Raw genomic sequence first — 12,695 nt, 5'->3', positions numbered from 1 at the left:
TTCTTTCCCTGAAGATCGATCAATGCTTCTTGCGGATGCGCAACGCCTGGTATGGCTTGCCCGGCAGTTCCACGCCGAAGGCGGCATCCGCCTTGCCGCCGCGCACGATCGCGCCATGGCGCGTCGGATGCGGGATGGGCGCTTCCACCTTCTTTGCAGGCGTGATCGTCATCGCCCATGTGTCGATGATGTCGACGTCATAGTCGGTTCCGTCCTTGGGTAGGCCTGTAGACCAGATGACCGGCTGGTGTTCGCCGAGATAGATGTAGCTGACATCACCGTCTCGCGCGCCGGAAACGCGCGTCCACGGCCATTCGCCATAGGAGGACATGGGTTCGAGGCCGTTGACGACATCCTGCTCCAGCAGGTCGCGCAGGAAGCCGATGCGCTTCCAGGCTTCGCCGCGCAGTTCGCCGCCCTTCGCCCACCAGATCAGGTCTTGCGGATGCGAATAGGTTTCGCCGTGGCCGGCATAGCCGCCGCGCGTCACCGTGATCCAGAAGCGATGCACCAGCTCCTGCGCCGTCAAGTTGCCCCAGGACTGGATAATGTTGCCTTCATATTCCGGCTCGTCGTTGACAACAGGCTTGCCATAGGCCTCGCGCCATTCCTGCGTGCGCTTCACGTCCCAGTTCTGGATGCAGGTATGTGTCACCCATGGCTTGCGATGATCGAAGTTCATCGTCGGCTCGCCGTTGTGGATCGACTTCAGATGGCCATAGGGATCGTTCTCCTCGAGAATGTGGAAATAGCGATCCCATTGCTGCAGCGGTTTGGTGTCGAGAAGGAAGTCGTACTCATTGGCGAGCGCCCACCAGACGTTGCGATAGGCGGCAAGCCGTGCCGCGAGATAGGCGACATAGCGGAAATCCTGCTCGGCCGACATGTCGGCGTATCCCCAGCGATCGTAGGGGTGGAACATGATGATATCGGCCTCGATGCCGAGTTCGCAAAGTGCCGCGACCTGGCGCTCGAAATGGCGAAAGAGAACCGGGTTCGGGCGATCGAAGTCCTCCTTGCCGTCCGCACCCTTTTCAAAGCAGGCGTAGAGCGGCTCGTTGACATTATAAGGATAGTCCTTCGGGAAGACGCCCATGCGGATCTTGTTGAAGCGCGATTTCTTCAGCGTTTCGAGCGTCTGGGCCTGCATGTCGAGCGGCTGGTGCGTCCAGGCATAGCAGGTAGTGCCGAACGACAGGAAGGGCTTGCCGTCGGCATAGGCGAAGTGGAATTTGTTATGGACGTGTACGGGGCCGTGGTTGCCCTCGGACGGCTTGGTCGCAATGAAAGAGCCGGTCTTGCCATCCAGTTCCGATGTCTTCGAGCGCGTGCGGAACGACCAATCGCCTTCATTGTCCGGCATGAAGCGAACGCGATAGACGCCGTCGCCATCGTAGAAGCCGGGTACGCGGATCTCGCGGCTGTTCTGGCTGAAGACGGCATCGAATGCCACATCGAGATAGGGATTGCCGCCCGAAGGGCCGTTGAAGGCCGCTTCGAACACTCCCCATTTTTCGACGGACGCGTTGGACATGATGTTCTCCTCGGAAGACGTATGGATGGTGATCGTTCAGCCCTTGACCGCGCCGGAGGTGAGACCGGAGACGAAGTAGCGCTGGAAGATCAGATAAACGATGGTTGCCGGCAGCACGGTCATGACAATAGCGGCATTCAACTGCCCGTAATCATTGGAAAACTGGCCCTGGAAGGACATGAGCCCCAGCGGCAGCGTCCACATATGCTGGTCCTGCAGCAGCACGAGCGCCATGGCGAACTCATTCCATGTCGAGACGAAGTCCAGGATCAGCAGTGCGGCGAGCACCGGCAGGCAGACGGGCAGGAATATCCGGCGGAAGATGGTGAAATGGCTTGCGCCGTCGATCAGGGCGGCTTCCGACAGTTCCTTCGGAATGCCTTTGAAGAAGCCGTGGAGAATGAAGACCTGATAGGGCACGCCGAAGGCGATATAGGGCAGGATCACGCCAGGATAGGTATCGATGAGCCCGAGCGAATTGACCAGCGTGAACAGCGGCGCCAGCATGACCTGGAAGGGGATCATCGTGCCGAAAACGACGAGGAGCAGCAGCAACTTGCTGAACTTCAGCCTGATCTTGGCGAGCGCATAGGCGGCCATCGCCGAGAGGATGAGACCGAGCGGCACCTTGATCACAGTGATGATGGTGCTGTTCAGGAATGCATTGGCGAAATTGCCGCGACCCCAGGCGCTCGAATAATTCTCGAAGGCCGGATCGAGCGGCGGCATGAAGGCGCCGGTGGACGTGACGTCTGCCTGCGTTTTCAGCGAGGTGAAGACGATGAAGACGAAAGGTGCAAGCCAGATCGCGGCGACGACCAGCAGTGCGATCCATAGGCCGATCAGGACGGGATCGCGCTTGCGCTTTGCCGGTGTGACGGTTTCGAAGTCGTCCGACATGGATGTGGCCGATGCTGCCGTCATTGTTCGGCCTCCTCATGCTTCTGCGTCCAGCGCAGGTAGGGAATGACGATCGCAATGGTGATGAGCAGCAGGACGACGGAGATCGCAGCGCCGCGGCCGAAATCGAAGATCTGCATGGCTTGCGTGAAGGCCCAGAGCGCCAGCATCTGCGTCGATTGCGCCGGCCCGCCACCGGTCAGGCCGTAGACGATGTCGAAGGCCTTCAGTGAGGAAATGACCGACAGCACCAGCACGATGGTCAGCGTTGTGCGCAGCGCGGGCAGTGTGACATAGCGGAAGATGTTCCAGCGCCCGGCGCCATCGATGCGGGCGGCTTCCACCAGCGTCTGCGAGACATTCTGCAGGCCGGCGAGAAACAGCACCATGGAAAAGCCGACGGATTGCCAGAGAAAGGCGACGAAGACCGAATAAAGTGCGATATCCTTGTCGCCGAGCCAGTCCTGGATCCAGCCCTGCAGTCCCATCGACGTCAGGATTTCGGTGAAGAGACCGAAGAAGGGATCATACATCCATTTCCACATGGTCGCGACAGCGATCGGGGCGATGATAACCGGGAGATAGAAGATGGCGCGGAAGGTATTGCGGGCAAAGAGCTTCTGATTGAGGCTCAGCGCCAGCAGCAGCCCGACCATGGGCGGAAAGATCACACACATGATCGTCCAGATCACCGTGTTGCGGAAGGCAACCCAGAAGACCGGATCCTGCGTGAAGATATATTGATAGTTCGCGAGGCCGACGAAGGGGCGCTGCGGGTCGAGGCCGTTCCATTTCTGGAAGCTCAGCACCACCACGTTCAGCATCGGATAGAGCGCAAAAATCACATAGATCAGCATGGCCGGGGCAAGCAGGATCGCTGCCTGAAAGCGGGGATCATGAGTACGATTGCGGAATGACATTCTGCTTGCTCCCGGCGGCAGCTGGCACGTGGGCATGAAGGTGAGGGAGCCGCGTCGCCTACAACTGGCATTGGCGACCCCTCGATAGATCAGGTACGACCTGCGATGAAGGTCTGCAGCTGCTTGGCGGCATCGGCCGGCTGGACGTTGCCGGAGGCGACATCGTTGATCACCCGGAAGTATTCGGTTGTCACGTCAAGCGGGAAGGCCTGGTCGCCATTCATGTAGACCTTGCTGTAGGTCTTGAAGATCTCAAGCCATTTCGCCTCGAGTGGCTTCTGGTTGGCGTACTGGACATTCTTGTTGACCGAGATCGAGCTGATCTGGCCGACGAGATCTTGCTGCACCTTCGTCGACAGGAAGTAGTCGAGGAACTTTGCCGCAAGATCCGGATTCTTGCTCTTGGTGCTGACGTAATTGTACTCGGCAAAGCCATAGAGGCGATTGGTGTTCGTCGGGAACGGCAGGACGCCGTAGTCGTCGAGATTGACCTTGCTGCCGCTCAGCTGGCTGACCAGCCAGTCGCCTTCGAGCATCATCGCGGCGCGGCCGGCGACGAACAGCGTATAGGACTGCTGATTGCTGATGCCCATGAACGGCTTCAGCGTATAGTCCTTCGTCCACTTGGCAAATTCGGTGAAGGCGTCGGTCGCGCAGGGCTCCTTCGTCCAATCGGCCTTCATCGCCATCAGCGCGTCATGCTTGTCGGCGCCGCACTTGGTTTCGAGCAGCACGTCCATCAGGCGCATGACATGCCAGTTGACCGAACCGCCGAAGGTGAAGGCCGGAATGCCTGCCGCCTTGAGCTTGTCGGCTGCCGCCAACAGTTCCTCGTAGGTCTTCGGTTCCCCGGTGATACCAGCCTTCTGGAAGAGCTTCTTGTTGTAGTAGATCGCTTCACCCTTGAAGGTGAAGGGAACACCATGCTTGCCGCCCGGATAGAGATCGGCAAAAGCGGCAGCTGAGGGAAGCAGTTCGTCGTTCCACTTGTACTGGGTGTAGTATTTGTCGAGCGGCAGGGAGAGACCCGCCTTCACATATTCGCCGCCGAGGCCAAGGCCGGCCCAGCTGAAATAGATATCCGGGCCTTTGCTGGAGCCCGCGGCTACGCGAAGTGCGGTCTTGTGTTCATCGACGCCGCGCTGGACGATTTCGACATGGGTGCCGGGATTGGCGGCCTCGAAGTCTTTCGCCACCTTCTTCAGCGCGCCGTTTGCCGCGCCATTATCGAAGTTCAGCGTCCACAGCGTTAGGTCTTCCGCGGCAACATTCGTTGCCGAAAAGGCCGCCGCTGCCATAGCAGCAGCGCCGAACCAACGCGCATATTTGAAGTTGCCAGCCATCTCCCGTCCTCCTCTGAGCAAAGCTGAGGGCGGTTTTGACAAATCGTTGTCAGCATGTCAACTGGTATGATGAGCTTATCAGCGGTATCACATGAAGTGATCGTGAAAGCAGGCGATGACGACGACGGCGGACGCCGCGCCGGGGTCCATGTGCCCCAAGGCTCGATCGCCGAGGCGCGACGACCGGCCTTTTGCCGCGACCATATCTTTGGTGGCTTCCGCACCCGCTTGACCGGCTTTGAGGGCGGCGGCAAAACAATCGGCAAGTGAAAGCCCTTGATCCCGGGCTATGCGGCAGGCTGCGGCTGCGGGCGCCCAGGCATCGACCATGGTTTTTTCGCCGACCTCTGCTTTGCCCCGATCCTGAATGCCCTTGGCGAGGGCTGCGAATATCTCGACCATATCGTCGTCGTTCAGAGTGCTGTTCCCCTTGGCGACGGCACCCGCACGCATCAGGGCTGTCGCATAGAGCGGCCCGGACGAAGCGCCGACTGCGTTGAGGAAGGATTTTGCCGCCGTATTGAAGACCAGCGTTGGATCGGCTGCTGTCGTGTCCAGCTCCGAAACCGCCTTGGCTGCGGCGGCAAAGCCGAGCTCCATGGCGATGCCGTGATCGGCATCGCCGATGACGCCGTCCAGTTCGCAGAGGCGATCCTTTTCACGTTCCATCGCCTCCGCGATCCGCACGAAAAGCGCCTTCAGATCTTCCGTTGTAACCGTCGTCATTGCAGAGCCTCGCCGGAGTGGAACATGGCGCAATCGCAGGGATGATCGATCAGCCGCTGCAGTTCGTCGTCCAGATGCATGAGGGTGATCGAGGCGCCGGCCATCTCCAGCGACGTGCAGTAATTGCCGACCAGCGACAGATGGATAACAAGGCCGGCATCGTCGAGCATACTCTTGAGTTTGCGCATCATGATGTAAAGCTCCATCAGCGGCGTCGAGCCAAGGGAATTGACAAGCACGGCGACCCGGTCACCGCGCGCCGGCTTCATCTCATCGAGAATTTTGCCGACGAGCTCACTCGTCACCTCATCCGCCGATCGCATCGGCCCGCGTGCGACGCCGGGCTCGCCATGGATACCCATGCCGATCTCCATCTCGTCGGCGCCGATCTCGAAATTCGGCTTGCGTGTCTGCGGCAGCGAGCAGGGCGAAAGCGCCACCCCCATGGTATAGGTGCGCTCATTCGCCCAGCGTGCCAGCCGTTCCACGTCGTCGAAACTGTACATCAGATCACAGGCGGCACCGGCGGCCTTGAAGATGAAGACATTGCCGGCAACCCCGCGACGGCGTTCTTTCTGATCAACCGGCGCGGAAGCGATGTCGTCCGTCGTCAGTACGGTACGCACCTCGATATCGTCCATAGCCAGCATTTCCGCCGCCATGTCGAAATTCATGACGTCGCCGGCATAATTGCCGTACATGAACAGTACGCCGGCGCCGCCGTCGACGGCCTTGGCGCATTCGATGATCGGATCGGGCGGCGGCGAGGCAAAGACATTGCCGACCGCCGCGGCATCGGCCAGCCCCTTGCCGACAAAGCCGAGAAATGTCGGCTCGTGCCCGGAACCTCCACCGATGACCAGACCGACCTTGCCGGCTCGCGGGCCATGGTTTGCCACGATCGAGCGTGGCGATCCTTCAACGGCGTGGAGATGACGCGGATGGGCCGCCAATATCCCGGCCAGCATCTCATCCACGGCGGCCGCGCCTTCGTTGATCAGCTTCTTCGTCTTCACGCAGTCCTCCAAATCATTGCGATTGTTGGGACTAACATGCGCGTCTGCGATTGAAGGTCAATCCATCAACTCAGCCGAAAGAGTGCTGTAGGCATCAAGCATAAGCCTCTTGCTTCCGCTCTGTTCCTTAAGCCGAAACTCCCCCAGCTCCACCAGTTGCGGAATGGGCGTTATGTTGACCAAATGGAGCGAACGCAATCCGTTGGATCGTGCCGTGATGAAGCTGAGTACGGCGCTCGGATCGGTCGACAGGCATTCGTGCCATTGCTGTCCGGCAAGGTGAGACAAGGTCGAGACCGTATTGAAGAGCGGCCGCGTGGTTCCCGCCGCCGACGGCTCGTTCGCTCCGGCGATCAGCCCGAAGGACCCCGTCAGTGCCGAAAGCGTCAGGCACTCCAATCCGGCATCGAGGACGCGGGCGGCATAGCCAAACGCAAAGGCCTCACCGAAGCGGGCGTTGGGCCGTGGATCGATATTGGCCATGGCAATGCGACCGCCGTGAGGATTGTCCATCGTCCGGCTGCCATAGGGATTCTGCCGCATCGGTATGGTTGACGGGCCGATACGATAGGGTTTGTCGCCGTAGATGGCGCGCACGGAGCGCGTGATGAACGGCAGTGCTTCCAGCGTCTGCATGACGCTCAGATCGTCCGCCGCATGGACGATCGGATTGGTGCAATGGCTGATGAAGCCGAGTGTATCGGCAGGCACCCGTTTGCGATTGAGTTCGGTGAAATAGCTCAGCATGCCGCCACCGATACGCATATCGGGAAAGGCCGCATGCGCGGCGGCGTAGACCTCCTCGAGCGGCGGACATTCCGGCCATTTGCTGCCCGGCGGCGTCGATTGCCGGTCGACGGAAGGCGAGATCATGATTGCATCGGGTTTGAAGCCGGCAGCCTGCATCCAGTCTGCTATTTGCTGTGTCTCGACAGGAGGTGCCTGGCGGCAGGGCAATGCGATTTCGAGCGTCGAATTGCCTGGATGGAGTGCGGCAACGGCGGCGAAGCGCCTGAAGGCGCCAGCACCATGGCCGGCATCGGGATCGAAGTGAAACAGCAGCTCCTGCGGTTCGATTTCAGCCAGCCGGTCGCGCGCAGCTAGCGTCGCATCCGCCTCCTCCGGTGTAATGACAAGGCCGATGGACGGCATGATTCCGGACCTTGCTCCAGCGCTAAGCCCGACCGGGGGCGCTTCTTCCGAACCATAGGTGGAGGCGGGAGGCAGGCGGCGCATATCCCCGATGGTCAGAACGATGCGCTGCCGCATCGGCTTTCCAGCCGGAATTCGATAAGGCCAGGGCAGGGCAAGCGGGCGAACGTAGGTCTTGTAGGAAGCGTCGGACCAGTTGCGCTGATCTTCCATCTCGAAGGTGTCGCCTTCCATGCGGCATTCGGCTGTCACGTTCGCCACCACGCTATGCGTAATCGCCCGCATATTCTTGAAGGGCTGCCAGGGTTCGATAGGATCGGGAAAATGCGTGCTCTCGCGGCTGCCGTCGACATGCTCAACCGAGACGGGCATCCCGGCGACGCCGACGATCGGATGCAGGATACAGAAGCCGCAGCGGTTGGTTTCGAAGCCGGTCGTCGAGAGCGCCGTCGCTTCGAAGATCAGGGCCTCATCGACTTGAGCCGTTATCCGAACGTCGACTGTAAGCTCGGTGTTCTCGGGGCCGGCGCAGCGCACTAGATAGCTGACGAAAAAACCATCGTGACGCTGCTCGATCCGTATATCGTCGATATGGGGCGAATAGGTGCCCCAATCGCGATCGCGGATCAGATAGGAAACAGCCCGCAGAACCTCGATGCCATCATAGCGAATGGTCCGGAGATTGCCGTCCTTGAAATCGACATCCAGCCTGCCCGAAGTCAGTCGCATCGGCGTCGTTTCGAGCTCGTGCGTACCGTAAAGCTGAAACGGATCGATCTCGGTTTTCATCGCAGCATCGCTCCGATATCGATGGGATTCCCGTTGGCGGCACTCTCATAGGCGGCCTCGACAAGTGCCAGCGTCTTGAGATTGTCGGCGCCTGACGTGGAAGTTTCGCCACCATTGGCAAGGCGGTCTATCCAATGCTGCTGAATCGCCAGGACGCTCTCCTGAATATTATGCCAGGGACGCGAGGCCCAGGACAGAAGCCGCGGCGATGCGTCCGTAACGCTCGTGCCCTGGGGGCCAGTTACCTCGAGACGATACCCCTGCGACAGTCGAATGCTACCCTTGGTGCCGTCGAGTTCGATCAGCGTCTCCGGGAAGGGCTCGGTCGCAAGCTTGGAGGCGTAGCTGACATCGACGATCGATGTCGCGCCATTCTCATGATCGAGCAGGATGGTTGCGACATCCTCGCCCTTGATCTTCGGGTTGACCCGTTTGGTGCGGGCCGTCAGTGAAGAAACGTCGCCGAGGATGAAGCGGGCGATATCGAGCGTGTGGATACCGAGATCCTCGATAATGAACCGTTCGCCTTCCGCCAGGTAAGGCTGGCCGGAAAAGACGTCATAGCCCGAGCGGAAAGAGAAACGTCCCCAGAAGGGCTCGCCGATTGCGCCGGATTGCAGAGCAGTCTTGACGGCTTGAATAGGTGTCTGCCAGCGAAAATTCTCATGCACCATCAGCTGCACGCCGGCCGCGGCACAGGTCGCGACCATGGCCTTGGCATCGCTCAGCGTTTTTGCGAAAGGCTTCTGGCAGATTGCGGGGATCTTGTGAGAGGCGGCCATCTGCACTAGGGCGCGATGGCTTTGCACCGTCGTTGCTATATCGACGAAATCAAAGCCACCATCGGCGAACATGGCGGCTGCATCCATATAGCGACGCTGGATGCCGAACTGGTCGCCGACGATCTTCAGCCGCTCCGGGTCGCGATCGCAGATCGCAACGATGCTGGCGCCTTTGACGTCTCGCCATGCATGCATCTGATTGATCGCGAAAAAGCCGCAACCGATCAATGCGCCCTTGAGTTCTGCCATTTCAGCCTGCCTTTGCCATTTGCATGAGAGTTACGCGCTGCTGGAGACGCCGCTGCGCCTGATCCACGACCACAGCGATGATAATGACACATCCCTTGATCACCATCTGCCAGAAGGATGATACGCCCATCATCACGAGGCCATCCGAAAGAATGCCGATGACGAAGGCGCCGATGATCGTCCCGCCGATAGTGCCGCGCCCGCCGGACATGGAGGTGCCGCCAAGCACGGCTGCTGCAATGGCGTTCAGCTCGAAGCTCTCGCCGGTTGCCGGATGCGCCGCCATCAGCTCCGACGATATGACGATACCGACGATGGCGGCGCAGAGGCCTGAGAACATATAGACGAAGATCTTGACCACATCGACACGGATGCCGGACATGCGTGCGGCGCGCTCGTTTCCGCCGACGGCGAAGATGTGGCGGCCAATCGGCGTCGAGCGGGCGACGTAAGCGGCGAGTAGCGCCAACACGATCAGGATCCAGATGGAAACCGGAAGACCGAGCATACGGCCGGCGCCGAAGACGTCGAAGCCCGTCGTGTCATATTCCGGCCGCCCGACCAGGTTCGGGAAGGTCTGACCGTCAGAAGACAGGAGTGCGAGGCCGCGGGCGATATAGAGCGTTCCGAGCGTGGCGATGAAGGGGGCGACGTTGAGCTTGGTGATCAGCAGGCCGTTGATGAGTCCAATCCCCAGGCCGACGGCCAGTGTGATTAGGATGATCTCGTAGATGTTGAAGTAGACCGTATATCCGATCGGCAGTTCGACGCCGTTCAGGATGAGGGCACCGGCCACCATGCCGCAAAGGCCGACGATCGAACCGACCGATAGATCGATCCCGCCGGTGACGATCACAAAGGTCATCCCCATGGCGAGAAAGGCGTTGAGCGCGACATGCTTCGACATCAGGATGATGTTGGCGGTCGAGGTGAAGTTCGGTGCAAAGATCGCAAAGAAGATGACGACGGCGAACAGCGCGATGAAGGTCCTGAGCTTCATCAGCGTCAGGAGAACCGAACCGTTCGAGCGATTGGTCGCAAAGGCGGAGGACGTATCTGCGGTCATGACGCGAGTTTCCCTGTATGTCCGTGTCCCTTGGCGGATGCCGCGATGATGGCCTCTTCCGTCGCTTCGCTTCGGTCGAGAACGGTGACGAGCTTGCCGTTGCTGAGCACGGCGATGCGGTCCGAAAGAGCCATGACCTCTTCGAGGTCCGATGTTGAAAACAAGATTGCCAGACCCTTGCCGGCGAGCCTGCGCATGGTGCGGAAGACGTCGGCCTTGGCGCCGACATCGATGCCGCGGCTCGGCTCGTCCATCAAAAGCACCTTCGGATCGGTCATCAGCGCCTTGCCGATGACGACCTTCTGCTGGTTGCCGCCGGACATGGAGGTAACCTCGAAGTCCGGATTGGGCGCCTTGATGGAGAGATCGCGGATCATGTCGCGAATGGCGTTCTTTTCGGCACCTGGATCGATATGGAAAAACAGCCGGGCGAAGCGGCCGAGGCTCGCAAGCGTCAAATTGCTGGCGATCGACAGCACCTGCACCAATCCTTCGCGCTGACGGTCCTCTGGAATCAAGGCGAGGCCATGCCGGATGCGCCGGGTGGTGTCGCGGGCGCGAACCTCCACGCCATCGATGTAGATCCGCCCGGTCGAATGCAAATGCCGGCCCATCACGCATTCGAAGAATTCGCTGCGCCCGGCACCCATCAGGCCATAGATGCCGAGGATTTCGCCGGCGCGCACCGACAGCGAGACATGATCGACGGCAAGGCCGCCCGTACGTCTCGGCAGGCTGATCTCCTCGGCGCGGAAGGCTTCCTTACCGATGGCATGGCCTCCGTCCCTTGCGAAATCCTTGGCATCCGATCCGATCATCGACCGGACGATCCATTTCGTGTCGATATCACAAACCCTGGCCTGGCCGGTGATCTGCCCATCCCGCAGTACGGTGATATAGTCGCCGATACGCATCAGCTCTTCCAGCCGGTGTGAGATATAGACGATCGCAACACCCTGAGCCTTCAGCTCCGCGATGACCTTGAACAGAATATCGACTTCCGCAGCAGACAGCGCCGATGTCGGCTCGTCCATGATGAGGATGCGGGCATCAAGTGAGATGGCCTTGGCGATCTCGACGAGCTGCTGCTGCCCGATCGGCAGGTCTTCCACCATGGTTTCGGCGCTTATGCCGGCATCGAGCCGATCCAGAAACTCGTTGGCCCTTGCGATCTGTGCCTTGTGATCGATGCCGAAGATGCCGCGGGTGATTTCGCGCGTGGCAAAGATGTTTTCGGCCACCGTCATGTTGGCAAAGAGATTGAGCTCCTGGAAAATCATGCCGATTCCGCGCGCCTGCGCGTCGGCGGGGCTGCTGAAGGAGACTTCCTCGCCCTCGAGCAGGATGCGGCCCGAGGTCGGCCGTTCGACCCCGGCGATGATCTTCATCAGGGTAGACTTGCCGGCACCGTTTTCGCCGACGAGCACGTTGACCGCGCCGCGGTGCAGCTCGAGGCTGGCGTGCTTGACGGCGACGATGCCGGAATAGACCTTGGAAACGTCCTCCAGGCGCAGGATGATATCGTTGCTTGGGGTTTCGCTCATGGTCATTGCCCCAATGTCAGGGCCGAAGGGGTGATCAAAGGCAGCTGGCCGGATGGGGGCAGCGGAAACGCACCCGTCACGGTGACCGTCTTTCCAATCAGCCCGTCGCGAGGCAGAGCTGCCAGAAATGATGAATTGGCCTTCTCATTGAAGGCCTTGCCGAACTGTGCCCATTCGATCTGGTTCCTGAATTCGTTGAAGTCCAGGAAATCCAGCGCGTCGCGCAGCGCCGTGCCGCGGATCGCCGGACCGATCTGCACCTTCGCATCCGCCTTGCCGTCGCCATCCACGTCGACGTCGAGGGTGCCCGCGCGGGAGGCTGTATCGGCAGCCACGATCTTACCGCTCAGCTTGACGGCATAGGTCCAGGGCGAGGAGCTCTGCTTGCGCGAATTTCCGTATTTCGCGCCGGCATCATCGGGATTAGTTGCTACCGCCTGCAACACAGTCTTGAGGTCACTCGCGCGCTTTTCGACGCCGGGCACCACTTTCGATTGCCAAATCGCCTCGACCTTTGCCGCTGGATCGAAGGCGCTCCTTGCCGCCGCCGCTGCCTTCTCCTCGGGCGTTGGTGTCTTGATAATCTTGCAGCCGGGCAATGCCGCGGCCAATACAAAGGCCACGAGCGCGCCTCTGATCCTCAACATGCAATGCACCTCGATCTTGCAGAAAAG

11 protein-coding genes are annotated in these 12,695 nt (G+C 60.2%); all 11 read right to left on the bottom strand.

All coding sequences use genetic code 11. The annotated features are described in order from the left end of the window. Positions 1 to 19: 19 nt before the first annotated feature. A complete protein-coding gene (locus FHT73_RS18950; protein WP_183713860.1) occupies positions 20 to 1,534 on the bottom strand; it encodes a DUF5060 domain-containing protein in 1,515 nt (504 codons plus the stop codon). Between the two features lie 36 nt (positions 1,535 to 1,570). Next, positions 1,571 to 2,434, bottom strand: a complete 864-nt coding sequence (locus FHT73_RS18945) for a carbohydrate ABC transporter permease (RefSeq protein ID WP_183714190.1) — start codon at positions 2,432 to 2,434, stop codon at positions 1,571 to 1,573. Between the two features lie 20 nt (positions 2,435 to 2,454). Continuing rightward, positions 2,455 to 3,354 (bottom strand): sugar ABC transporter permease, encoded by a 900-nt coding sequence (locus FHT73_RS18940; protein ID WP_183713856.1) that lies wholly within the window; start codon positions 3,352 to 3,354, stop codon positions 2,455 to 2,457. Between the two features lie 89 nt (positions 3,355 to 3,443). Next, positions 3,444 to 4,697, bottom strand: coding sequence for an extracellular solute-binding protein (locus FHT73_RS18935; protein ID WP_112603692.1), 1,254 nt, complete (start codon positions 4,695 to 4,697; stop codon positions 3,444 to 3,446). Between the two features lie 87 nt (positions 4,698 to 4,784). Next, the gene (gene dhaL / locus FHT73_RS18930) at positions 4,785 to 5,423 is read right to left on the bottom strand and encodes a dihydroxyacetone kinase subunit DhaL (RefSeq protein WP_183713853.1); all 639 of its coding nucleotides are present in this window, start codon (positions 5,421 to 5,423) and stop codon (positions 4,785 to 4,787) included. Beyond that, positions 5,420 to 6,439: a dihydroxyacetone kinase subunit DhaK gene (locus FHT73_RS18925; RefSeq protein WP_183713850.1), complete on the bottom strand. Its 1,020-nt coding sequence runs from the start codon at positions 6,437 to 6,439 to the stop codon at positions 5,420 to 5,422. Before FHT73_RS18925 ends, dhaL begins: the two co-directional genes overlap by 4 nt. 57 nt (positions 6,440 to 6,496) lie before the next feature. Next, positions 6,497 to 8,380 (bottom strand): hypothetical protein, encoded by a 1,884-nt coding sequence (locus tag FHT73_RS18920; protein ID WP_183713847.1) that lies wholly within the window; start codon positions 8,378 to 8,380, stop codon positions 6,497 to 6,499. Further along, complete coding sequence (locus FHT73_RS18915) at positions 8,377 to 9,411, bottom strand: Gfo/Idh/MocA family oxidoreductase (protein ID WP_183713844.1); 1,035 nt, start codon at positions 9,409 to 9,411, stop codon at positions 8,377 to 8,379. Before FHT73_RS18915 ends, FHT73_RS18920 begins: the two co-directional genes overlap by 4 nt. A 1-nt stretch (position 9,412) precedes the next feature. Continuing rightward, positions 9,413 to 10,477, bottom strand: coding sequence for an ABC transporter permease (locus tag FHT73_RS18910; RefSeq protein ID WP_112337186.1), 1,065 nt, complete (start codon positions 10,475 to 10,477; stop codon positions 9,413 to 9,415). Further along, positions 10,474 to 12,027, bottom strand: a complete 1,554-nt coding sequence (locus FHT73_RS18905) for a sugar ABC transporter ATP-binding protein (RefSeq protein WP_112603682.1) — start codon at positions 12,025 to 12,027, stop codon at positions 10,474 to 10,476. Before FHT73_RS18905 ends, FHT73_RS18910 begins: the two co-directional genes overlap by 4 nt. Next, positions 12,024 to 12,668, bottom strand: coding sequence for a DUF2291 domain-containing protein (locus FHT73_RS18900; RefSeq protein WP_112604030.1), 645 nt, complete (start codon positions 12,666 to 12,668; stop codon positions 12,024 to 12,026). Before FHT73_RS18900 ends, FHT73_RS18905 begins: the two co-directional genes overlap by 4 nt. Positions 12,669 to 12,695 lie beyond the last annotated feature (27 nt).

Source organism: Rhizobium sp. BK098, assembly GCF_014193155.1.
Classification (GTDB): domain Bacteria; phylum Pseudomonadota; class Alphaproteobacteria; order Rhizobiales; family Rhizobiaceae; genus Rhizobium.
This window is presented reverse-complemented; position numbering and strand designations above follow the sequence as displayed.

Coding starts and splice junctions, on each gene's coding strand:
- FHT73_RS18950 (WP_183713860.1), bottom strand. CDS start 1,534: ATGTCCAACGCGTCCGTCGAAAAATGGGGAGTGTTCGAAGCGGCCTTC.
- FHT73_RS18945 (WP_183714190.1), bottom strand. CDS start 2,434: ATGTCGGACGACTTCGAAACCGTCACACCGGCAAAGCGCAAGCGCGAT.
- FHT73_RS18940 (WP_183713856.1), bottom strand. CDS start 3,354: ATGTCATTCCGCAATCGTACTCATGATCCCCGCTTTCAGGCAGCGATC.
- FHT73_RS18935 (WP_112603692.1), bottom strand. CDS start 4,697: ATGGCTGGCAACTTCAAATATGCGCGTTGGTTCGGCGCTGCTGCTATG.
- dhaL (WP_183713853.1), bottom strand. CDS start 5,423: ATGACGACGGTTACAACGGAAGATCTGAAGGCGCTTTTCGTGCGGATC.
- FHT73_RS18920 (WP_183713847.1), bottom strand. CDS start 8,380: ATGAAAACCGAGATCGATCCGTTTCAGCTTTACGGTACGCACGAGCTC.
- FHT73_RS18915 (WP_183713844.1), bottom strand. CDS start 9,411: ATGGCAGAACTCAAGGGCGCATTGATCGGTTGCGGCTTTTTCGCGATC.
- FHT73_RS18910 (WP_112337186.1), bottom strand. CDS start 10,477: ATGACCGCAGATACGTCCTCCGCCTTTGCGACCAATCGCTCGAACGGT.
- FHT73_RS18905 (WP_112603682.1), bottom strand. CDS start 12,027: ATGACCATGAGCGAAACCCCAAGCAACGATATCATCCTGCGCCTGGAG.
- FHT73_RS18900 (WP_112604030.1), bottom strand. CDS start 12,668: ATGTTGAGGATCAGAGGCGCGCTCGTGGCCTTTGTATTGGCCGCGGCA.